This is a genomic window from Pseudoalteromonas sp. HL-AS2, assembly GCF_031198805.1.
Classification (GTDB): domain Bacteria; phylum Pseudomonadota; class Gammaproteobacteria; order Enterobacterales; family Alteromonadaceae; genus Pseudoalteromonas; species Pseudoalteromonas nigrifaciens.
On the sequence record NZ_CP133571.1, the window covers coordinates 338,869 to 360,751 of the forward strand.

Sequence of the window (21,883 nt, forward strand, 5' to 3'; positions counted from 1 at the left end):
CTTTTGTTTGTTTTTTGTACTCACTTGATGTGCAGGGCATTTTATACAAATTCAGCATTGATGAATCTGCAAAGCACTTTTTAAATGTGTTCTAGTGCTTTAAAAATTTAGCATGTTTTTTACTCTTTAACCTGGGCCCAAGTTAAAAGCTATGAACATGCTTTTATCGAAATTTTCCGAGAAAACCCATTGATCGACGCGAAGCGGCGTCGATGGGATGAATCGGAATAGTTAGCCCTGCTCTTGAATGTATTTTCGAATTGTATCAGCAGCCGCATTTCCAACAGAGCAAACAAAATATCCGTCAGACCAAAATGTCTTTTTAACCCAGAATTGCTTTTTAAACCATTTAAATCTCGACCATAGACTTTGCGTTGTAGATTGTTTAATTCTCCTAACGTAACTCGCAACGCTGATATTGGGAGAAATCGTTAGCAATATGTGTATATGATCTTTGACCACCTCGATCTCTTCGATATTAAATTCTGAGCGCTCTGCAATTTTAGTGATTTTTTGTTTTACAAAATCACCTACATCACCTTTTAACAATTGTTTTCTATATTTAACCACAAGTATTAAATGTAGTGCTATTAAATATTTACAGTGAGATTTAGTGTCATATTCCATCTTGACAACTCATTTTCATACAGTAGTCTATACAGTGTATGAAAAAGACGCTTAGATACAACTACAGGCTAAATCCTACGCCAGAGCAAGAAGCTAAACTCGTTGAGTTTGGCGCGACAGCGCGTGGCATTTGGAACTTATTGTTGTCTGAGAACATGCGTCGATACGAGCACGATAAAACGTTTTTGTTTTACAAAGACATGGCCTCACTACTTAAAGATATCAAGACGTTCGAAGAGTTTAACTGGATCAAAGCATTCGATTCTGCGGCAGCTCAACAAGTTGCCCGCGACCTGGAATTAGCGCTCAAGAATGTTTTTACTAAAGGTCGCTTGCAACGCTTTCCAAAGCACAAGATCTCATATAAAAAGAAAAAACTTCACAACGATAGTTTTCGAGCGGTCAATAACTCGAACTGTATCCGCATTGAAAATGGCGCTATCAGTATCCCAAAGGTAGGCAAGATACCCATTATCTTGCATCGCAAACTAGCAAGTAAAATCAAGACTGTAACTATCCAGTATCACCACGGAAAATGGGGATGCAGCATCACTCAGGAAGTTGGGTGCAAAACAGCTAAACAAGTTTTAAAAAAATCACAGGTTTTGACATTAACTCAAAGCAAACTGTTGTTGGCTCAGATGGTTTTGTGGTCGATAACCCCAAGTTTTTAAAGCAGTCAAAAACAAAGTTAAATCAATTGCAACGCCAGCTTGCACGCCGATCTAAAGGTTCAAATCGCTGGCAAAAAACCAAACAACGCATCAACAAATTACACGGCAAAATCTCACGGCAAAGGCTCGACTTTGCACACAAAATTTCACGCCAGATAACCAATGAAAATGACATTTTAGTGTTCGAAGATTTAAACGTAAAAGGGATGCAAAAGTTCAATGGCAGCATGGTTGCCGACAATGTGATGGGCTTAATTACTCAGCTTTCAAAATACAAAACTGAGCTTGAAGGTAAACTATATCACGAGATTGGCAGGTTTGAAAAATCCACTGGGGTTTGTTCTGAATGCGGCCAGCATCATGTTTTAACATTGAACGACAGATATTTCACATGTACGGCTTGTGAAACTAACCAAAACCGAGACTTGTCAGCGGCTAAAAGCATAGCAAAAACAGGTGAATTAGATTTGATTGCGGCTGGGATCGTCGCAAGGGTTACCCCCACATCTCAGCAGAAATCAGCCATTAAAACGAAAGTCTTCGAGCTATCGAAGTTTGCTGTTGGAACTGAGAAAAAAGAAGCAGCCTAGTCTCTAAGTCAAGGCTGTAGAAGCCCATTGAACGACACGGAGTGGCGTCGATGGGTAGTTCACAGGTAGTTCATCACATTGGAGTACCACTTTTACCACCAAGTTGGGTTTTTAATTGGTTAGCAAAGCTAATAAATTTTTCTTTAATGGTGCGCTTAATCTTTATTTCTACCGAGCCCATAATAGCCTTTCCCTCAATATGGATGGTCGGGCCTTGATGCTTGTTAAGTGCCACTGTTTTATTTTCAACACTACTAATAATGCTAAACATTTTTGATACTACATTAACGTGTTCTGGTACGTATATTTCATCACTGCCAAAAATACAGTTAACATGAATCGTTATCTCTTGGTGGGTAAAAATAGCATCGGTAAAATCAAGTACTACCGAGCCCATAAAGTTAGCCAGGTAAATATTTTTAGGCACAATCCACTGGCCACTTCTTTCATTGGAGCCTAAAATACTGCGTAATGTAAAGTCACTCTGGCTAAATTGCTGAGCGCTGTAATTGGGTGAAAATTGCGAATGTTTTTGGGCATTATATTGCTGATCAGTATTAAGGGTTAAATCCTCAACTAAGCTAACAAGGACTTCATTATTATTTGTAGCCATTGCCTCATCTAAACGCCTTTCAAATGCTTCTACAGAAATAACTCCGTGGCTGTAATTATAAATTAGTTGATCAATCACTTCTTCGCGCACTTGCTCTTGCGGGCGGTCTGTTATTTTTACGCTCATTAGGGTATTCCTTTTATTTTACTATTGTCACTATATAAGCAAAGCATATACCAAAAATATTATTGTTATTAATCAGCTTGTTATGTTTTTAGCCTATTTGTGACTTTGTTATATTAACGATCCATTAACCAAAATGGTAATTATCTAGTTATTTTCACTACTGAGAACTTTTTACCGATAAGTCGGTAAAAAAGTGGTGTATACAAAGTAAAGTTATATTATATCCCGCCTTAACTATCTGATTTTACTTGTTTATTAAAGTTGGCCTAAAGCTGGCATTAGTTAAAGTGTCTTTAATCAAAAGGAGAAAGATTATGAAAACATTTAACAAATCTATCATTGCGGCGTTAGTTTTAGGTACTACGGCTATGGGTGCTCAAGCGAGCAGCTGGGAAAATGAAAGTAAAGATGCTTGGATTGATGGTAAGGCTGAAACAGTGCTTCTTATGAACACTAACCTCAATAACTTTGACATCAACACTGATGTAAAAAATGGCAAAGTTATACTAACAGGTAAAGTTAATAGCGAACTCGACAAAGAGCTAGCAGAAGAACTTGTACTGAGTTTAGATGGCGTAACCGATGTTGATAACCAGCTTACTGTTGTGAAAAGCATGAACAGTAAAAGCCATGACAACATGAAAGATGATGATGGTAGCGGCTTAACCGACGCTAAAATTACCACAGTCATCACAACGCGTTATTTATTTAACTCAGAAGTTGGTGGTACAAACATTGATGTAGATACTGACAACGGTGTAGTTACTCTTACCGGTACAGTGAACTCAGATGCTGAAAAACAGCTTGCAGTAAAAATTGCTAAAAATGCTGAAGATGTTCGCGACGTAGTAGATAAACTAACGATAGTTGCAAAGTAATATAGTATTTATAAAACCCAGCTCTGCTGGGTTTTTGCTTATAAATTTTTTATTTATAAATAAGGAGAATATTTATGGATATTATACGTATTATTTTTTCAATCTTACTGCCACCACTGGGAGTATTTTTACAGGTGGGTTTAGGCTTACATTTTTGGATAAATATTTTACTTACGTTGTTTGGTTACTTCCCTGGAGTAATACATGCAATATACATTATCGCAAAAAAATAATTCATTTCTGTTTGTCGCGTAATATAGGCTGTAAGTTGCTTATTTAAAGCCCAATTTTTAAATTACGCGATATACAGCCTTCCATTTCATTTTTACTTAGCTGCCAGTATTACCCTAAATTCTGCAAATCTTAATATTACACCCATAAAAAGATTACTATTTAAGCAGTTAGACCATTGATTGTTAAAATAAAGACTTTTGCTAGTGACAAGCCCCTAAAAACTTTTTATACTGCACCCCGCTTTAGTCGCTATGTGACTAAACGCTTCTTAAAAAATTAACTGTTTACAGTTATACAAAAAGTTGGCCCCTTAGCTCAGTTGGTTAGAGCACACGACTCATAATCGTTAGGTCCCCAGTTCGAGTCTGGGAGGGGCCACCACTTTTACAAGCTTCCCAAGTAAATACAAATATCTACTAACCGAAATTACCCTTTGATACTTCTCACAATAACAAAAAACTTAACTTATTAGAGCAACTAATTGTGAATAAAAAATTGTATGTATTAAAAGATTAGCCTTACATCAAAGATGTTTCGTTCTATAAAGCTTTGATGCTTGTATTACCCTGTTTTACAGGGGGGGGGTCTTTATTAATAATACAAAATAGATAATTTACCAATGGGAAAAAGAGAACAGACTGCTTTTAAATATGAGGCTTACTCTGAATTTGAATCACTTGCGAATAACTACTTAAGTGACATACTGGGTAGAGATGATTAAGGCTTTATATGACACCAGAAGAACTAGAGCAGCAGGCTATAACTTTTGCAAAAAGCAATAGAACACGTATAGCTCGCAAACTAACAGATAAAAACGAGTTCCCTTCAGACATAAGGCCTGTTTCTGTTTTTATGTCAGGTTCACCAGGTGCAGGTAAAACTGAAGCTTCAAAAGCTTTTTTAGAAGAAATTGGTGCTGATAATGTACTAAGGCTTGATCCTGATGAGCTAAGAGAGCTTATACCTGGTTATTCAGGTGATAACTCGTATTTATTTCATCGCGCAGTTTCTTTTATCGTAGAGCGGACACTTGACCATGCGTTTAAAAACAAGCAGTCTTTTTTGTTAGATGGAACTTTGGCAAGCTATGATGTTGCAAAAAAGAATATTGAACGCTCTATTCGCAAGGGAAGGCAGGTACTTATTTTGTTTGTATATCAGAAGCCAGAACTCGCTTGGGAGTTCGTTGAGGCAAGAGAAAAGCTAGAAGGGCGTAGAATTCTACCAAATATCTTCATTGATCAGTTCTTTGCCTCTCAGGAGGTTATAAGGGAGCTTAAGTTAAATTTTGGTAGTCAAATACAAGTTGATTTATTAGTTAAAAATAACAAAGGTAAAACTCGTTTTTATCACGGTAATGTTCAGGCTATAGAGCATCATTTAGATGAAAAATTCACTAGAGAAGATCTGGAGAGCCTGATAGAATCACCATCCAGCTCAAAAAACGAGCTTTAGGAGAGTTTATGTTTTCAAATTTAATTAAGCCAAAGCCAACGCAAAACTCTAAGCTTTCAGACTTTGTGTTAGATTCTAGCTCAAGCGAGAAGAAGCGAGTTTATAGCCAAGTTATTGAGCGAGCTATTTCTTCCCAGGTTCAAGTCGTAAATAAAGCTTCAGCTATCCAAAGATAATTAGTAAAAAGTCCCAACAAGGGACTTTTTACTGTTTAGAAATTTATGTCATTTTAGTAGCATTAAGAAAACAGGAGTGACATATGATTCATCCCTGCGGCATTACTTCGTTCTGAACACTGGGTTTTCTCGGCAGTATTCGATAAATTAATTTTTACGGTAGATCTCATGTTCAATATCGTAAATATTAACGCTTAAACTGTCTGATGCTCTGCAATAGGTTTTTAAACACTCAAGTAGTTGCTCACTTAACATTTGCTTTTGCTCAATAGAACGCCCCGCCAAAATGTGTACCGCAATATGTATAAACCCCGACCCGCCTGCGCCAAGTAGATATTGCTGATAGGAAATAGCGCGTGTTTTTATGGTTTCTAAATCAAATAAATTACTTTGGAAAGCGGCGTTGTGAATTTTTTCTACAAGTACTTGTGGTAATACAGGGAGGTCTTCTGAGTGTTCAATAATAATGTGCGGCATTTAGGCGTTCCTATTATGAGTTACTACATGTGTGAACCTTATTATACCAAATACCAGGTTACCCGCTAACCCCTACAATGCTGAATTAGCATCTTTTTGTTTTGCACAATAAGCCATTAAGAAGTGGTATGGTGCGGCAAAGTGAATGTATATAGCGTAATGTTTATTTTTTATAGCATGTGTTTTGTAGCTGTAAATACGTTTAGTATAGAAAAACAAACCGTATCCCTCTTTAAGTATGTTGGAGAACACGATGAAGTATTTAAAAGTCAGCTTTTTATTCGCGGGTATGCTTACCTTAACAGCGTGCTCAGATGATGTTGCCTCTGTAAGCCTTGGGTTATTTACCACCAAGGATGTAATTGTAAACTCGCAACAAGACCCTTTAGTCACTGGGGTAACGTGCCATATTAGCCATATAGAAGCTAATTTAGATTTTTCAGACCCTTCTGATATGTCAATTTCGTGTCGGCAAACCGGGGTTATTACCGCAGAGCAATTGCAGCAGATTGATAGGAGTAAATCTGGGGAAGTGGTATTTAAATCATCTAAAAGTATTTTGTTTAAATCATTAAAAGTGCGTCGTATTTACGATGCTAAAGCACATACCTTATTGTATTTGTCGTACTCGACTAAAGAGTCTACGGGGAGTCATCATCATGCGTTATCTACTGTGCCATTATACAATACACAAGCATGGCAATGGGCGCTTGGGCAAGAGCGAGAGTAAGCTATGTTAGCGTTATTTAAGCCCAAACCATTACTGGCTGAGCAAGAGCAGCAATGGTTAATTGATACCTTTATATGGGCAGTTGAAAACTTTGATGTTGAGTTTTTTACCCAGCATACGCAAATCACTTTGCCCACGGTTGAGTTCTTTCCCGACTCGGTATCGAGTATTGAAGAAATGGCCACTAAGGTATTTAACCGCGTAAGCAGTTATGCGGGTATGACAGCGTGGCCTATTCAACTAGTTGCACCGCAGCAGCTCACTCCACAGATTTTTCCACAGTTTAAATTTAGCCAACAACTACGTGGCGAAGGCGCTAAATTAATTGTACCGCCTAGCCAGGCTATTAATATTTCGTTTAATCCAAATCAAGTAAACCAGCCACAAGACTTAGTTGCCAGTTTTGCTGGAACATTAGCGACTATTTTAATTCATCATGTGGGCGTATTACCACCGGGCGGAAAAGACTACTTAGCGCAAGCTGCTGATGCACTGGCTTGCTTTTTAGGCTTTGGGGTAATGATGAGCAATACGGTATATCAGTTTAAGGGCGGCTGTGGCTCGTGTTATAACCCTTATGCAAATCGCGAAGCGTCGTTGAACGAAACCCATACGGTATTTATGCATGCGTTAGTGAGTTACTTTAAAAATGATAAACGCTCTAAGCAGCATTTAAAACCGCATTTGCGCGGCCAATTTAAAAAAGCGCAAAAAGAAATTAAAGCATTAGTCAATAACTCAGCTAACCCGCTGTTATTAGCGTATATGCCAAACTAAGCAGAGATATTGTGTGAATTACTTAGACGAATTTTTACTGATTGCCGTAGCGCACTTTTTTGCAGTAGCAAGCCCAGGGCCCGATTTTGCTGTGGTATTAAAGCAAAGTGTGCAGCAAGGTAGGCGCAATGCTCTTTGGACTAGTGCAGGTGTTGGTGCGGCTATTTTATCATTTGAGCCGAAAAACTCCGTCCTTTAGGTCGGGGATGTAAGGTTTTAGCGCAACGCGCTAACAATAGAGCTTGAATCTTACAAAAACACTGTGTATCTTGTAAGGCATGAAAGAGATAGCGGTTAAACAACGGTTCTACCCAACACCTGAGCAAGTAACCTTACTTGAACAGACGTTTGGCTGTACGCGTTTTGTTTACAACTCTATTCTTCGTTGGCGTACTGATGCTTACTACAATGAGCAAATCAAGATTAACTACAGCAAAGCATCAAGCTATCTAACTGAACTCAAGAAAAACCCTGAGTTCCCTTGGCTTAATGATGTTTCTAGCGTTCCTTTGCAGCAAGCAATCAGAAACCAACAAACTGCTTTTAAGAACTTCTTTGAGGGTCGAGCTAAATACCCAACTTTCAAAAAGAAGCGCTCGAAACAAAGCGCACAACTAACCAAAGCAGCATTCAGATATACTGATGGTCAGTTGTTCATGGCTAAATCTAAGCAACCTATAAATGTTCGTTGGTCGCGAGAGCTGCCTAGCGAACCAACCACCATTACAATTAGCAAAGACAGTGCGGGTCGCTACTTTGTATCTTGTCTGTGTCGCTTCGAGCCAAAACCACTATCGATTAGTAAAAATACAGTCGGTATTGATTTAGGTTTGACTGACCTTGTTATTGCCTCCAACGGTTTCAAGTCTGGAAATCCCCGTCACACCAAGCGTTACGCTAGTAAACTAGCTAAGACTCAACGTGTGCTATCGAAGAAGAAGAAAGGTTCTTCTAACTTCCACAAAGCCAGAAAGAAAGTCGCTCGCGTTCAAGCAAAGATTGCTGATTGTCGTCACGACTTCACCCACAAACTGACTTCCCAATTGATAAACGATAATCAAGTGATTAGCTGTGAAAGTCTGAGCGTAAAAAACATGGTCAAGAATCGAAAACTTGCTAAAGCAATTAGCGATGCCAACTGGGGCGAGTTCGTGCGCCAACTTACCTACAAAGCTGAGTGGTACGGTCGAACTGTAGTTAAGATTGATAAGTGGTATCCAAGCTCTAAACGCTGTAATTGCTGCGGTCACGTTGTCGATTCCTTGCCGTTACATATCCGTAAATGGTCGTGTCCTCAATGCTCTAGCGAGCTAGACCGCGACATAAATGCGGCACTGAATATTAAAGCTGTCGGGCAGACAGTGTTAGCCTGTGGAGCGTAAGTAAGACTTTAGATTCTTTTGAATTTAAAGCGATACGCTATGAAACAGGAATCCCCCTCCTTTCCCGACTTGTCGGGCGCGAAGCGAGGTGGGGGAGGATGTCAAGGGGCTTAAATACTTGGCCGGTGCCTATTTAGCTTATTTGGGAGTGCAAGCACTGCGAGCAGCCAAACCGGGGGCAAATCTAAATGATAATATTGCCAACAAAACGGTGCCAGCAGAGCCCGTTTGGTTTGCCTTTCGGCGCGGCTTTTTAACCAATGCATTAAACCCTAAAGCCACCTTGTTTTTTATTTTAATAGCTTTGGCTATTCGTGTTGTAATTTAAAACCAAGTTACATTATTTAATTTTAGGAGTAGGTATGTCGCTTTATAATTTTTCGTTTGGCTCTAACATGTCGTCTCACCGTTTACTGGCGCGCTTGCCTAATGCTAAGCGCATTGGTACAGCCGTATTACAAGGTTATGAGCTAACCTTTGATATGTATTTTAAAGATGGCTCAGGTAAGTGCAGTATTAGCCCAAGTGATGCAGAGGATGCGTTAGTTTATGGGGTTGTTTATCAAATAAGTGATGCCGAAAAAGTCATTTTAGATGGTATAGAAGGTGCAGGTTACGACTGCGTAAATATAACCGTAAAGCTTTTAAGCGGCGAAGACGTTAACGCTCATTGCTATATTGCCAATACCCATGACAGTGAAGCGCTACCCTACGACTGGTATATTAAACACGTTCATCGCGGCGCGCTTGAAGCTGGCGTTCCAAAAGCATACAGTGATGCAATATTAAACCGCGCGCAAAAAAGCGACAGTAACCTAGAGCGTGCTGAAATTGAATTTGCAGTACATCAAAAATAATCATAATAAAAAAGGATAACAATGAAGTTAATTAAGTTTGCCACAATTGCTTTATTAGCAGGGGCTACGTTTAGTACCTGGGCACAGGTAGATACCAATAAAATAGAGCAGGTAATTAAAACCTCCATGGCACGTTTTGATGTGCCAGGAATGGCAGTTGCTATTGTTGAAAACGACAAAGTGATATTTGCTAAAGGTTTTGGTGTAACCCATATAAACACCGGTAATAAGGTTAATAAAGACACCTTGTTTGGCATTGCATCTAACACCAAAGCATTTACCAGTGCGGCGCTGGCTAAGTTGGTTGATGAAGGCAAGTTGAGCTGGGACGATAAAGTGATTGATCACCTGCCAGAATTTCAACTATATGACGCATACGTAACCCGCGAAATGCGTATTCGCGATCTGCTGAGTCATCGCAGTGGGTTGGGGCTTGGGCAAGGCGACTTAATGATTTGGCCAAGTACCGACAAGTCGGTTGATGATATTTTAGCAGGCTTAAAATACTTAAAACCGGCCAGCAGCTTTCGCAGCCAATATGCGTATAACAACTTAATGTTTGTTACCGCAGGGGAAGTGGTAGCACGCGTATCTGGGATGAGTTGGAACGATTACATCGAAAAAAACATGTTACAGCCGCTAAATATGACTCACTCGCGAGCGGGGTTTTCGCGCATTCCAAGTAGCAATAAAAACTGGGCAACGGGGCATATTCCGATGGATAACCAACTCCATCCATTTTTTGTTAACTACCTAGAAGATTTTAGAGGCGCTGGGGCAATAGCCTCAAGTGCCAGCGATATGAGCCAATGGCTACGTACGCAACTTGCTGGTGGCACAATGCCAAATGGCGAGCAGTTATTTAGCGAAAAACAACAAGCGCAAATGTGGCATCCACATATAACGGCTATGGCGTCTAAAAGCGCGTTTGAGGCGTATCATCAGCAGTTTAGAGGTTACGGGCTAGGCTGGAGTATTGAGGACTACCACGGCTTTAAAAAGCTTGGTCACGGTGGCGGTATTTTAGGCATGGTGTCGCAGGTTACATTACTGCCTGAGAAAAAACTCGGTATTGTTATTTTAAGTAATCAGCAAGCATTTGGTGCGCTAGCGGCAGTAACTCACGAAGTGCTTGAAGATGCGCTTGAGCTTGAAGATAAAGATTGGGTTGAAGACTTAGCTAAAAAGCATTTTGAAAGCAAAGAGAAAGCATACGCTAACGCAAAGCCTGCAGCGCCAGCTGATTATCAACCGCAACTACCTAATATTAATTACACTGGTACATTGCACGATAATTGGTACGGCGATGTAATTATTGAGCAGCTTGATGGCAAATTACATATTGATTTTACGCATACCAAGGGCTTAAAAGGCTCACTTGAGCATTACACTGGCAATACTTTTATTGTTAAGTGGGATGAAAAGCTACTTGAGGCTGATGCGTTTATTAATTTTAATATGAATACAGAAAATAGAGTGAGTAACGCTAAAATGCGTGCAGTTTCAACGCAAGTAACCGACTTTAGTTTTGACTTTAGAAATTTAAAATTAACAGCAAAATAACTGTTTTTGCTATCCCTAATTTGCTATATCTAGCGTAAAGGGTATACACCAAAGTCGCAAAGCCACCCACGGGTGGCTTTGTTATATTATGTTTAATGATACAGTTAGGAGCATTTATGCGTACCGCAATTATTTCTCACCCTCATTGTCGTAAACATAAAATGATTGATGATCACCCAGAGTGCCCAGAGCGGTTAGATGCCATTAACGATCGCTTACTAGCAAGCGGGTTAGATATTGCTATTGAGCAAAAGCAAGCGCCTAAAGCGCAACGAGAGCATTACTTACTTGCGCATGACGAATCATTAGTTAGCTCTGTTGAAAGTAAAATACCTACCCAAGGGCTTGTCGATTTAGACGGTGATACTTGGTTATGTCCCGATTCATTAAAAGCAATTGAGCGTGCAGTAGGAGCCGGTATTTTAGCGGTAGATGAAATACTAGAGGGCAACCTTGATGCTGCATTTTGCTCGGTGCGCCCGCCGGGGCATCATGCAAATCGCACTACCTCATCCGGTTTTTGTGTATTTAACAACCTTGCTATTGCGGTTAAATATGCACAAAGCAAAGGGGTTAAGCGCATTGCTATTGTTGATTTTGATGTACATCATGGTAATGGCACTCAAGATATATTTATAGATGATAAAAACGTCTTGTTTTGCTCTTTATTTCAGCATCCATTTTATCCCAATACAGTGGTTGAAAATAACACCACGTTAGTTAATTCACCTTTGCCAATTGCCAGCGACGGTAACGATTTAAAAGCGGTATTTGAGCAGCAATGGCTGCCTAAACTAAATGCTTTTAAGCCTGACATGTTATTTATTAGCGCAGGATTTGATGCTCACCTTGAAGATGATATGGCCAGTTTAAAGTTTGTAGAGGAAGATTACCGCTGGCTAACCGAGCAATTAGCCCGCTTTAGCGAGCAGCATAATTGCCGCGGTATAGTGTCGTATTTAGAAGGGGGGTATGCGCTTTCTGCATTGGGTCGCAGTGCAATTGCACATGTTAAAGCGTTAGTCGATTATGAGTAACGCAAATGCTTGCTCAGGTGTTAGCTGCTTAATTTTACTTAGGCAACACTGACCTTCTTTTAGCAAATAATCTTTCACTAAATCTGCTAATTCAATGGCACTAATGGCTGTTTTTGGCTCGCCACTTAGTGTTGTATAGCTATACTTACTATCTAAAATAATAATTCTGCTTTTTTGCAGCTCATCCATCGCATATACAAAATCATCTACTTCATCAGGCTGCTCAGCTAACTCAATTTCATTGTTATAAATAATAATTTTTGGATACGACATGCTTATTTATTGTCCTACATCAAAGGGGGAATATTTGCTCGATTTATCGAAATTTTCCGAGAAAACCTATTGATCGACGCGAAGCGGCGTCGATGGGATGCATCGGAATAGTTAGCCCTGCTCTTGAATGTATTTTCGAATTGTATCAGCAGCCGCATTTCCAACAGAGCAAACAAAATATCCGTCAGACCAAAATGTTTTTTTAACCCAGAATTACTTTTAAAACCATTTAAATCTCGACCATAGACTTTGCGTTGTAGATTGTTTAATTCTCCTAACGTAACTCGCAACGCTGATATTGGGAGAGATCGTTAGCAATATGTATATATGATCTTTGTCCACCCCGATCTCTTCGATATTAAATTCTGAGCGCTCTGCAATTTCAGTGATTTTTTGTTTTACAAAATCACCTACATCACCTTTTAACAATTGTTTTCTATATTTAACCACACTTGAATTCAAGTATTAAATGTAGCGCTATTAAATATTTACAGTGAGATTTAGTTTCATATTCCATCTTGACAACTCATTTCCATACAGTAGTCTATACAGTATATGAAAAAGACGCTTAGATACAACTACAGGCTAAATCCTACGCCAGAGCAAGAAGCTAAACTCGTTGAGTTTGGTGCGACAGCGCGTGGCATTTGGAACTTATTGTTGTCTGAGAACATGCGTCGATACGAGCACGATAAAACGTTTTTGTTTTACAAAGACATGGCCTCACTACTTAAAGATATCAAGACGTTCGAAGAGTTTAATTGGATCAAAGCATTCGATTCTGCGGCAGCTCAACAAGTTGCCCGCGACCTGGAATTAGCGCTCAAGAATGTTTTTACTAAAGGTCGCTTGCAACGCTTTCCAAAGCACAAGATCTCATATAAAAAGAAAAAACTTCACAACGATAGTTTTCGAGCGGTCAATAACTCAAACTGTATCCGCATTGAAAATGGCGCTATCAGTATCCCAAAGGTAGGCAAGATACCCATTATCTTGCATCGCAAACTAGCAAGTAAAATCAAGACTGTAACTATCCAGTATCACCACGGAAAATGGGGATGCAGCATCACTCAGGAAGTTGAGTGCAAAACAGCTAAACAAGTTTTAAAAACAATCACAGGTTTTGACATTAACTCAAAGCAAACTGTTGTTGGCTCAGATGGTTTTGTGGTCGATAACCCCAAGTTTTTAAAGCAGTCAAAAACAAAGTTAAATCAATTGCAACGCCAGCTTGCACGCCGAACTAAAGGTTCAAATCGCTGGCAAAAAACCAAACAACGCATCAACAAATTACACGGCAAAATCTCACGGCAAAGGCTCGACTTTGCACACAAAATTTCACGCCAGATAACCAATGAAAATGACATTTTAGTGTTCGAAGATTTAAACGTAAAAGGGATGCAAAAGTTCAATGGCAGCATGGTTGCCGACAATGTGATGGGCTTAATTACTCAGCTTTCAAAATACAAAACTGAGCTTGAAGGTAAACTCTATCACGAGATTGGCAGGTTTGAAAAATCCACTGGGGTTTGTTCTGAATGCGGCCAACATCATGTTTTAACATTGAACGACAGATATTTCACATGTACGGCTTGTGAAACTTACCAAAGCCGAGACTTGTCAGCGGCTAAAAGCATAGCAAAAACAGGTGAATTAGATTTGATTGCGGCTGGGATCGTCGCAAGGGTTCCCCCCCACATCTCAGCAGAAATCAGCCATTAAAACGAAAGTCTTCGAGCTATCGAAGTTTGCTGTTGGAACTGAGAAAAAAGAAGCAGCCTAGTCTCTAAGTCAAGGCTGTAGAAGCCCATTGATCGACACGGAGTGGCGGCGTCGATGGGTAGTTCACTAGCTCATTTACACAGGCTAAAACGCAGTTGCAGCAACTAAAAAAGCTGGGCGTGCATATAGCATTAGACGACTTTGGTACCGGGTACTCGGCATTGAGTTATTTAACGAAACTGCCTTTTGATACATTAAAAATAGACGCGAGCTTTATTGCTAAAGTCCCTGATGAATACGGCAATAGCCAAATAGTTGCAGCGCTTATTGCACTGGCAAGCAATTTAAACTTAATGGTAGTGGCAGAGGGAGTTGAGCAGCTAGCTCAAAAAAACTACCTTATTAGCTTAGGGTGTAATGTTATACAGGGGTATTACTATTGCCACCCGTTAACGCAGCGGCAATGGTTTGATTTTTATCGGTTGAACTGCTTATCTGCGAGCACTCAACCAACCGGCACTTAGCCTACGGTTACTTCGTAAGAGGTGAATTTTCGAATGTTAATAACGCCTTTTTCAAAAATTAAATACTGACCTTTAATGCCTTGTAAAATACCGCTTACTACCGGGTCTTTATCAAAGTTAAACGAGCTGATTTTGGTTGGGTATTCGCTTACCGGAAAGTTTAAATCAACTACGTCTTCATCTAGCTGTTCAATAGCTGTTGCGCCAAATAGCTCGCTTAGCTCATTTAGCTTTGCACTAATTTGTGGAATAAGCTCAGCGGCTGCAGCTTTTAAATCTAGCGCTTCGTTTTGGCCTTTTAGCATATTGCGCCAATTAGTTTTATCAGCAATAAATTCAGCCAATGCCACTTCTACTAAGCCTGATTGCAACCGTGTTTGCACTTTAAAAATAGGCAATGCTTGGGTAGCGCCTTGATCAACCCAGCGAGTTGGTATTTGCGTGTGGCGAGTAATACCCACTTTTAGTCCTGAGGTATTAGCGAGGTAGACGTAATGCGGGATCATGCAATTTTCTTCTCCCCACTCTGGCTCGCGGCAAGTACCTTGATCGTAATGGCAGGTTTCTGGCTTCATAATACACATATCGCAACTAGCAAGTTTGCGCATGCATACAAAGCAATGGCCTTGAGAATAGCTTTTTTTGGTTTTTTTACCACAGCTAGAGCATAAAATTGTGCCGCTAAAAGTAAGCGTTAGCTCTTTACCTATAAATGCATTTAAGTCGACTAAGTGCTCACCCACAGGTAAGTGATATTGTACCGGCTCGGTTAAGCTCGATTTTAATTTACGCAATGTGCCTTGCATCTTTACTTGGCCCCTAAAGATGTTAAAAAGGGGAGTCTAACATTTTTAAATTATATTGGCTGTTTAAGTACTGTAAATAATCGTCATACGCGAGTGGTTTGGCGTAAAGGTATCCTTGTGCGTGATCGGCGTTCATACCTTTAAGTAAGTCGTGAACCTCTTGCGTTTCTACCCCTTCAATAGTAATTGTTGACATCCTCCACCACCTCGCCAAGCGCCTGAACAAGTTCAGGAAAGGAGGGGGATTCCGATTAGTTTAAAACCATCGGGGCTTTGTGATCACTCATAAGGCAAGTTCCTGCTTCAACAAGCTGACTAATGTCAATCTCTCCACAGGCTAGAACGCGATGACCTCGCGCTAAAATATTTAATGCGCCAACATGATCCGCATTATCTTGATAACCGCACTTCGCACATTCAAACTTAGACTGCGTTAATCGGTTATCTTTTGATTGATGACCACACGCCGGACACGTTTGACTGGTATGTTTCGGATCAACAAAAATAACCTGACCGCCGAGCCAATCCTGCTTATATTTCAGCATTTCTTTAAACATTCCCCATCCTTGATTGAGAATGACGCGGTTTAAGCCAGATTTTTGTTTCACCATTTTTCCATGCTGCTCACTGCTGCCTTTGCTGTTTTTCGTCATATTTCTAATTTTAAGATCTTCTAGCACGATGATTGCGTGGCTTTTGCTCAACTGTGTTGAGATCTTATGTAATTTGTCATGACGAATATTGGCAACTTTCGTATGAAATGTTGTGATCTTTGCTTTTAATTTTTTCCAGTTACTTGAAAATTTCACTTTTCTAGCAAGTTGCTTCTGTAATCGTTTGATCCTGATTGTCTGTTTACTGGTATCTATCGGCTCCACAAAACTGCCATCAGAAAGGGTAATTAGGCGTTTCACGCCTAAATCTCCCCCCAATCATGGCGTTTTATGGGGGCTTAGGTGGTGCTACTTCTTGTTCAACTTGGATTGAAACAAACCAGTGCTTTCCTTTTTGTGAAACAGTGACGTTTTTAGCTTTTCCTAAAATAGCTTGGCTTTTTCTAACATTAACCCAACCGATTTTAGGTAAAAAAATACGTTTCCCATTCTTGTCGATTTTAAAGCCTTGAGGAAAATTAAAGCTATTCACCTCTCCTTTTTTCTTAAAAGTAGGCATCCGTTTGAGTGGTTGGTTTTTATCGAATGCGTCTTTAAAGGCGCGTTCAAGCTGTTTTAATGTTTGTTGGATAGTTTGTGCGGGCGATAGTGTTAAAAAGCCATACTCCTCGCTTTTTTTCCAAAGTTTGGAAAAGAAATCCAACTCTTGGTAGTAGCAAATTTTTTGTTTATTCTGTAACTTAATAAGTTAATCGCTAAGGCTTTATTCCACAAGAATCGACAATTTCCCGCATATTGCACCATTTTAGCGTTAATATCGGGTGTTGTTTTTAAACGAAATTTATAAGCTTTGCGAATAACCATACTGTTATTATATACAGTCAATCAAAAAGGAACAACCCACTTAGTCGCTTCGCGACTACTACCTTATATCACCGACCTAAAGGAGCGGTGTTTTACGGCAAAAGTTGATAAAAAATATTAATATAAGTATTGCTGCGGCTAGCGCATGATAACGTAACGTTTTAAATTCCAAATTATGCTGTGCTTTTTTTGATCCTTTCAAATAGTGTAGCACTAAAAAAGCGCAGACAAGCTGCGCTTTTGATGTTTACATTTAATAGTAATATTAACCAATAGGTTATATTTAACTATTTTGCTCTCTCGCAATAGCACGATATGCAATATCAGTACGATATTCCATGCCATCCCAGCTGAGTTGCTTTATTAGCTCGTAAGCGCGTTGCTGCGCTTCGGTTACGGTATTACCCAGTGCGGTGGCACATAATACACGTCCGCCCGCAGTTACTACGTCATTACCGTTTTGTTTAGTACCAGCATGAAATACTTTTTCGCCAGCAGGGTAGTCAACCTGTAAACCCGATATAACATCGCCTTTAGGATAATCACCAGGATAGCCTTTAGCGGCCAGTACTACACCAACGGCTGCACGTGGATCAAACTCAATGGTGGTTTTATCCAGTTCAACACGATTAGCCGCTTCAATTAACTCGACTAAGTCTGATTGCAAACGTAGCATCATAGGTTGAGTTTCCGGGTCGCCAAAACGACAGTTATACTCAATTACTTTTGGCGTGCCATCGGTATCTATCATTAAGCCAGCGTATAAAAAGCCTGTGTACGGATGACCCTCGCTCGCCATGCCCTCTACCGTTGGGTAAATCACTTCGTTCATAATACGCTGATGAATTTCATCGGTAACTACTGGCGCAGGTGAATAAGCACCCATACCGCCAGTGTTAGGGCCAGCATCGCCATTGTAAGCGCGTTTATGATCTTGGCTAGTGGCAAATGGTAATACGTTTTTGCCATCTACCATCACAATGAAAGACGCTTCTTCACCTTCTAAAAACTCTTCGATAACTACGCGGCTACCAGCATCACCAAAAGCATTACCCGCAAGCATGTCACGAATAGCATCTTCAGCCTCGGCTTCAGTCATCGCAACAATAACGCCTTTACCTGCGGCTAAACCATCTGCTTTGATTACAATTGGCGCGCCTTTTTCTTTTAAATAAGCAAGGGCAGGGGCAACCTGTTCAAAGGTTTGGTAATCGCCACTAGGGATATTGTGACGCGCTAAAAAGTCTTTAGTAAACGACTTTGAGCCTTCAAGCTGAGCTGCGCCCGCTGTTGGGCCAAATATAGCTAGGCCGTGTTCACGAAACTTATCAACCACACCTAATACTAACGGGATCTCAGGGCCTACAATAGTAAGCTCAACATTATTTTGTTGTGCAAACTGAAGTAAACCGTCTAAGTCGTCAACATTTATTGCAACGTTCTCAAGTTTTGGCTCAAGTGCTGTGCCCGCATTACCAGGGGCTACAAATACTGTGTTTACTTTGGTGTTTTGAGCGGCTTTAAACGCAAGAGCGTGTTCGCGGCCGCCGCTGCCAATGACTAAAACATTCATGGCGAAAAATTCCTATTTAAAGCGGTTTTTTAAATTTCAGCGTCATGCGGTCACTTTCACCAATGGCTTTATATTTATCGGCATCTTGATCGCCTAAACGTAAGCTTGGTGGTAGCGTCCATACCCCTTTAGGGTGATCGGCTGTATCTTTTGGGTTAGCATTTATTTCACTACTAGCAACTAATTCAAACCCAGCTTGTTTAGCTATTTCAATTACGTAGCTTTGCTTCATGTAACCACTGCTTTTTTGATCGTCATCGGCGCGTGCTTCAGGCAATCTATGCTCTACTACACCTAAAGTGCCACCTGGTTTGAGTGCGGTATAAAAAGATTTAAACGCACTAAGTGCGCCGTCTTTATTTTTACCCATATACCAGTTATGCACATTTCTAAAGGTAAGTATCATATCGGCGCTATTTGCAGGGGCAAGTTCGGTGTGAGTAACAGGAGCAAACTCAGTTACTATTACTTTACTAAAACGTGGGTCTTGCGTTACTTTTTGTTCAAACTCAGAGCGAGAACGCTGATAAAAGCCAGTCGCATCTTTTGGAAAATGCGCGGCGTAAAATTTGCCATTATCTTTGAGTACAGGCGCTAAAATTTCGCTGTACCAACCACCACCGGGCGATATTTCTACCACGCTCATATTCGGCTTTAAGCCAAAAAATGCCAGCGTTTGTGCTGGATGACGAAACTTGTCACGCTCACTGTTTTTAGCAGCGCGCTGCTCATAATTAAGTGCATTAGCAACTAATGAGTTTTCACTGTGGTTATGAGCCAAGCTTGCTGCAGAGCTAAGCGCAATAGTGGCGACAAGTATAGATTTTAAAGCAAATTTCATCATTTTATTCTTCACTGTTAGTTTAATGAACAATCAGAATACGTTAATTGATTGCAAACAAACAGAGCTAAACTCAAACTTCAGTGTTTAGCTCTATAAGTGATTAGTGGCGGAAGTGGCGCATACCAGTAAGTACCATTGCCATGCCAGCTTCGTCTGCTGCGGCAATCACTTCTGCATCACGCATTGAGCCACCTGGCTGAATTACTGCCGTTATGCCAGCGGCTGCAGCTGCGTCAATACCATCACGAAATGGGAAGAATGCATCCGATGCCATAACTGAACCTTTAACTTCAAGGTTTTCATCTGCTGCTTTAATACCGGCAATTTTAGCCGAGTAAACGCGGCTCATTTGGCCCGCGCCTACACCGATTGTCATACCGTCACGGGCATATACAATGGCGTTAGATTTAACAAATTTAGCTACTTTCCAGCAAAATAATAAGTCTTTAAGCTCTTGCTCAGTAGGTTGACGCTTAGATACAACTTTTAAATCGCCTTGCGTTACCATGCCTAAGTCGCGGTCTTGCACTAAAATACCGCCATTAACGCGTTTAATATCTTGGCCTGCGGCTTTACCTGTCCACTGTCCACATACTAATAAACGTACGTTTTGTTTAGCCGAAACAATTTTGGCTGCAGCGTCAGATACGCTAGGAGCAATAATTACTTCCACAAATTGACGCTCAACAATTGCTTCCGCGGTTGCTGCATCTAACTCTTGGTTAAAGGCAATAATGCCACCAAATGCCGACGTAGGGTCGGTTTTAAAAGCACGTTCATATGCTTCAAGAATATTGCTACCGATAGACACGCCACATGGGTTTGCATGTTTTACGATTACACAGGCTGGTACGTCAAATTCTTTAACACACTCAAGCGCAGCATCGGTATCAGCAATGTTGTTGAAAGATAACGCTTTACCTTGCAGCTGAGTTGCTGTTGCTACTGAAGCTTCAACAATATCGTTTTCAACATAGAAAGCCGCGTCTTGATGCGAGTTTTCGCCGTAGCGCATATCTTGCTTTTTAGTGAACTGCATATTGATAGTGCGTGGGAACTTAGTATCTTCGGCGGCTTCCTCTGTGTAATCAGGAACCATTTTACCGAAGTAATTAGCAATCATGCCATCGTACTGAGCGGTGTGCTCGTAGGCTGCTATAGCAAGGTCAAAACGGGTTTTATAGGTAGTAGAACCCTTATTGCTTTGCATTTCGCTGATCACGCGGTCGTAGTCGCTGGCGTTTACCACAATAGTAACGTCTTTATGATTTTTAGCCGCTGCGCGAACCATAGTCGGGCCGCCAATATCTATGTTTTCAATAGCATCTTCAAGGCTGCAGTTTTCTTGAGCGACAGTATTCGCAAAGGGGTATAAGTTAACTACAACAATGTCGATAGCAGAAATATTGTTTTCTGCCATTACGCTTTCATCTTGTCCGCGACGCGCTAAAATGCCGCCGTGAATTTTTGGATGAAGTGTTTTTACGCGGCCATCCATGATTTCTGGGTGACCTGTGTGATCTGATACTTCAGTGACTTTTATGCCGTTATCAGCAAGTAGTTTACAGGTACCGCCAGTTGATAAAATATCAACACCTTGCGCTTCTAATGCGCGGGCAAATTCAACTATACCGGTTTTATCAGACACACTTAATAGTGCGCGACGAATGGGACGATGTGTATCCATTGTAGTTTGATTTCCTCAGTTTATGAGCTAGCTTAGAAGCGGGCATTTTAACTGATAACAACTCAAAAAACGACTTATTAAGGGTGAGCATTTTGCAATTAGCACTTGTAGCAATAATGCAGCTCCTTATGGATTAACTAAGGTTAAACCTTATGTTATGCATTTATTACTAGCATAATTGAGTACTTAACCTAAATTATGCTTAAAAGGTAACGCCAATCTACATGAATAATACTAACGCTTAGTGACACCAACCAACTAAAACATGAGCATTTTAGCTTATTAAATAACTAACTCAGTGCGTTGAAAATAGCTGCTAAAGATAGGTTTACTAGCTGGAAATCAGGTTAAATAGCAGGCATAAAAAAAGCACCCTAAGGTGCTTTTATATAAATTAACGGCCATAAATAGCTATTAATTTATACCCTATGTATTGGCTTAGTAAGCATGCTTACCAGTCAATACAAAAAGTATTAGTTCATGCCGTATTTTTTAAGCTTTTTACGTAAAGTACCACGGTTGATACCTAGTAAAATTGCTGCACGTGTTTGGTTACCACGTGTATACGTCATTACTTCTTCCAGTAATGGCGCTTCTAGCTCTGAAAGAACAAGGTCGTAAACGTCTTGCACATCTTGACCGTTAAGCTGCTTTAAATAGTGGTGAACAGCTTTCTTTACTGCGTCACGTAATGGCTGCGGTTTCTCGTGTGCCTGAACATGAGGGTTAGTGATAAATGGAGAAGTCACGTTTTGTTCGAACATTATTTAATCTCTTTCT

Annotated in this window: 26 protein-coding genes, 1 tRNA gene and 4 pseudogenes; 17 read left to right on the forward strand and 14 right to left on the reverse strand. The window is 40.3% G+C overall.

The genetic code is table 11. From position 1 onward, the window contains the following. Positions 1-231: 231 nt before the first annotated feature. Complete coding sequence (gene tnpA, locus RB215_RS01595) at positions 232-627, reverse strand: IS200/IS605 family transposase (RefSeq protein WP_306287615.1); 396 nt, start codon at positions 625-627, stop codon at positions 232-234. Between the two features lie 38 nt (positions 628-665). Here tnpA (RB215_RS01595) and RB215_RS01600 point away from each other — a divergent pair, with 38 nt between their 5' ends. Both RB215_RS01600 and RB215_RS01605 read left to right on the forward strand, forming a co-directional pair. Continuing rightward, positions 666-1,301, forward strand: a complete 636-nt coding sequence (locus RB215_RS01600; protein ID WP_309216719.1) for a transposase — start codon at positions 666-668, stop codon at positions 1,299-1,301. Continuing rightward, positions 1,277-1,891, forward strand: a complete 615-nt coding sequence (locus RB215_RS01605) for a transposase (protein WP_309216720.1) — start codon at positions 1,277-1,279, stop codon at positions 1,889-1,891. The genes RB215_RS01600 and RB215_RS01605 overlap by 25 nt, the downstream gene beginning before the upstream one ends. Positions 1,892-1,964: 73 nt before the next feature. Here RB215_RS01605 and RB215_RS01610 read toward each other — a convergent pair whose 3' ends face one another. After that, positions 1,965-2,630, reverse strand: coding sequence for a LiaF domain-containing protein (locus RB215_RS01610; RefSeq protein WP_306287613.1), 666 nt, complete (start codon positions 2,628-2,630; stop codon positions 1,965-1,967). A gap of 314 nt (positions 2,631-2,944) precedes the next feature. Here RB215_RS01610 and RB215_RS01615 point away from each other — a divergent pair, with 314 nt between their 5' ends. The 5 genes from RB215_RS01615 (at position 2,945) to RB215_RS01635 (ending at position 5,373) form a co-directional block, all read left to right on the forward strand. Then, positions 2,945-3,508, forward strand: a complete 564-nt coding sequence (locus RB215_RS01615; protein ID WP_192532779.1) for a BON domain-containing protein — start codon at positions 2,945-2,947, stop codon at positions 3,506-3,508. A gap of 74 nt (positions 3,509-3,582) precedes the next feature. Beyond that, entirely contained in the window at positions 3,583-3,741 is a 159-nt protein-coding gene (locus RB215_RS01620; protein WP_011327039.1) for a YqaE/Pmp3 family membrane protein, read from the forward strand. 305 nt (positions 3,742-4,046) lie between these two features. Next, positions 4,047-4,123 (forward strand) — tRNA-Ile (locus tag RB215_RS01625). A gap of 348 nt (positions 4,124-4,471) precedes the next feature. Beyond that, the gene (locus tag RB215_RS01630) at positions 4,472-5,197 is read left to right on the forward strand and encodes a zeta toxin family protein (RefSeq protein ID WP_309216722.1); all 726 of its coding nucleotides are present in this window, start codon (positions 4,472-4,474) and stop codon (positions 5,195-5,197) included. A gap of 8 nt (positions 5,198-5,205) precedes the next feature. Continuing rightward, positions 5,206-5,373, forward strand: coding sequence for a hypothetical protein (locus RB215_RS01635; protein ID WP_011327041.1), 168 nt, complete (start codon positions 5,206-5,208; stop codon positions 5,371-5,373). Between the two features lie 147 nt (positions 5,374-5,520). Here the strand turns inward: RB215_RS01635 and RB215_RS01640 are convergent, their stop codons facing one another. Then, a complete protein-coding gene (locus RB215_RS01640; protein WP_011327042.1) occupies positions 5,521-5,850 on the reverse strand; it encodes a 5-carboxymethyl-2-hydroxymuconate Delta-isomerase in 330 nt (109 codons plus the stop codon). Between the two features lie 253 nt (positions 5,851-6,103). Here RB215_RS01640 and RB215_RS01645 point away from each other — a divergent pair, with 253 nt between their 5' ends. The 8 genes and pseudogenes from RB215_RS01645 to RB215_RS01680 all read left to right on the forward strand — a co-directional run bounded on the left by RB215_RS01645 (position 6,104) and on the right by RB215_RS01680 (position 12,196). Then, positions 6,104-6,580, forward strand: a complete 477-nt coding sequence (locus tag RB215_RS01645) for a CreA family protein (protein ID WP_309216724.1) — start codon at positions 6,104-6,106, stop codon at positions 6,578-6,580. A 3-nt stretch (positions 6,581-6,583) separates the two neighbouring features. Further along, entirely contained in the window at positions 6,584-7,357 is a 774-nt protein-coding gene (locus RB215_RS01650; protein WP_309216725.1) for a hypothetical protein, read from the forward strand. A gap of 13 nt (positions 7,358-7,370) precedes the next feature. Next, a pseudogene (locus RB215_RS01655) lies at positions 7,371-7,526 on the forward strand (LysE family transporter); the annotation flags it as partial. 109 nt (positions 7,527-7,635) lie between these two features. Continuing rightward, positions 7,636-8,739, forward strand: coding sequence for an RNA-guided endonuclease TnpB family protein (locus RB215_RS01660; RefSeq protein ID WP_309216726.1), 1,104 nt, complete (start codon positions 7,636-7,638; stop codon positions 8,737-8,739). A 109-nt stretch (positions 8,740-8,848) separates the two neighbouring features. Beyond that, positions 8,849-9,034 (forward strand): annotated as a pseudogene (locus RB215_RS01665) (LysE family transporter); the annotation flags it as partial. Positions 9,035-9,101: 67 nt separating this feature from the next. Then, positions 9,102-9,596 carry a gamma-glutamylcyclotransferase family protein gene (locus RB215_RS01670; protein ID WP_011327047.1) on the forward strand — a complete coding sequence of 165 codons (495 nt, stop codon included), beginning with the start codon at positions 9,102-9,104 and terminating at the stop codon, positions 9,594-9,596. A gap of 21 nt (positions 9,597-9,617) precedes the next feature. After that, positions 9,618-11,159, forward strand: coding sequence for a serine hydrolase (locus RB215_RS01675; protein ID WP_179807988.1), 1,542 nt, complete (start codon positions 9,618-9,620; stop codon positions 11,157-11,159). A gap of 116 nt (positions 11,160-11,275) precedes the next feature. Beyond that, positions 11,276-12,196, forward strand: a complete 921-nt coding sequence (locus RB215_RS01680; protein ID WP_086995899.1) for a histone deacetylase family protein — start codon at positions 11,276-11,278, stop codon at positions 12,194-12,196. On the opposite strand, the gene RB215_RS01685 is transcribed toward RB215_RS01680, so the two are convergent. Both RB215_RS01685 and tnpA (RB215_RS17810) read right to left on the reverse strand, forming a co-directional pair. Next, positions 12,179-12,469: a DUF4144 family protein gene (locus RB215_RS01685; RefSeq protein ID WP_011327050.1), complete on the reverse strand. Its 291-nt coding sequence runs from the start codon at positions 12,467-12,469 to the stop codon at positions 12,179-12,181. The genes RB215_RS01680 and RB215_RS01685 overlap by 18 nt on opposite strands. Positions 12,470-12,580: 111 nt before the next feature. Beyond that, positions 12,581-12,919 (reverse strand): annotated as a pseudogene (gene tnpA, locus RB215_RS17810) (IS200/IS605 family transposase). A 105-nt stretch (positions 12,920-13,024) separates the two neighbouring features. Between tnpA (RB215_RS17810) and RB215_RS01690 the strand changes: the two are divergent. Then, positions 13,025-14,191 carry a transposase gene (locus RB215_RS01690; RefSeq protein ID WP_309216727.1) on the forward strand — a complete coding sequence of 389 codons (1,167 nt, stop codon included), beginning with the start codon at positions 13,025-13,027 and terminating at the stop codon, positions 14,189-14,191. A gap of 122 nt (positions 14,192-14,313) precedes the next feature. Then, a pseudogene (locus RB215_RS01695) lies at positions 14,314-14,715 on the forward strand (EAL domain-containing protein); the annotation flags it as partial. On the opposite strand, the gene RB215_RS01700 reads toward RB215_RS01695, so the two are convergent. The 9 genes from RB215_RS01700 to fis all read right to left on the reverse strand — a co-directional run bounded on the left by RB215_RS01700 (position 14,712) and on the right by fis (position 21,867). Next, positions 14,712-15,521 (reverse strand): DUF2797 domain-containing protein, encoded by an 810-nt coding sequence (locus RB215_RS01700; protein ID WP_179807990.1) that lies wholly within the window; start codon positions 15,519-15,521, stop codon positions 14,712-14,714. The pseudogene RB215_RS01695 and the gene RB215_RS01700 overlap by 4 nt on opposite strands. A gap of 22 nt (positions 15,522-15,543) precedes the next feature. Further along, the gene (locus RB215_RS01705; RefSeq protein WP_162010629.1) at positions 15,544-15,717 is read right to left on the reverse strand and encodes a hypothetical protein; all 174 of its coding nucleotides are present in this window, start codon (positions 15,715-15,717) and stop codon (positions 15,544-15,546) included. Between the two features lie 55 nt (positions 15,718-15,772). Continuing rightward, a complete protein-coding gene (locus tag RB215_RS01710) occupies positions 15,773-16,435 on the reverse strand; it encodes an RNA-guided endonuclease InsQ/TnpB family protein (protein WP_375144244.1) in 663 nt (220 codons plus the stop codon). A gap of 28 nt (positions 16,436-16,463) precedes the next feature. Beyond that, positions 16,464-16,838: a transposase gene (locus tag RB215_RS01715; protein ID WP_309216730.1), complete on the reverse strand. Its 375-nt coding sequence runs from the start codon at positions 16,836-16,838 to the stop codon at positions 16,464-16,466. Continuing rightward, positions 16,787-16,999, reverse strand: a complete 213-nt coding sequence (locus tag RB215_RS17815; RefSeq protein WP_375144245.1) for a helix-turn-helix domain-containing protein — start codon at positions 16,997-16,999, stop codon at positions 16,787-16,789. The genes RB215_RS01715 and RB215_RS17815 overlap by 52 nt, the downstream gene beginning before the upstream one ends. Positions 17,000-17,282: 283 nt before the next feature. After that, complete coding sequence (gene purD / locus RB215_RS01720) at positions 17,283-18,572, reverse strand: phosphoribosylamine--glycine ligase (protein ID WP_011327055.1); 1,290 nt, start codon at positions 18,570-18,572, stop codon at positions 17,283-17,285. Positions 18,573-18,588: 16 nt separating this feature from the next. After that, on the reverse strand, positions 18,589-19,413 hold the full coding sequence (locus RB215_RS01725) for a methyltransferase (RefSeq protein ID WP_309217150.1): 825 nt from the start codon (positions 19,411-19,413) through the stop codon (positions 18,589-18,591). Between the two features lie 103 nt (positions 19,414-19,516). Then, on the reverse strand, positions 19,517-21,103 hold the full coding sequence (gene purH, locus RB215_RS01730) for a bifunctional phosphoribosylaminoimidazolecarboxamide formyltransferase/IMP cyclohydrolase (protein WP_086996647.1): 1,587 nt from the start codon (positions 21,101-21,103) through the stop codon (positions 19,517-19,519). A 473-nt stretch (positions 21,104-21,576) separates the two neighbouring features. Next, on the reverse strand, positions 21,577-21,867 hold the full coding sequence (gene fis, locus RB215_RS01735) for a DNA-binding transcriptional regulator Fis (RefSeq protein WP_011327058.1): 291 nt from the start codon (positions 21,865-21,867) through the stop codon (positions 21,577-21,579). Positions 21,868-21,883 lie beyond the last annotated feature (16 nt).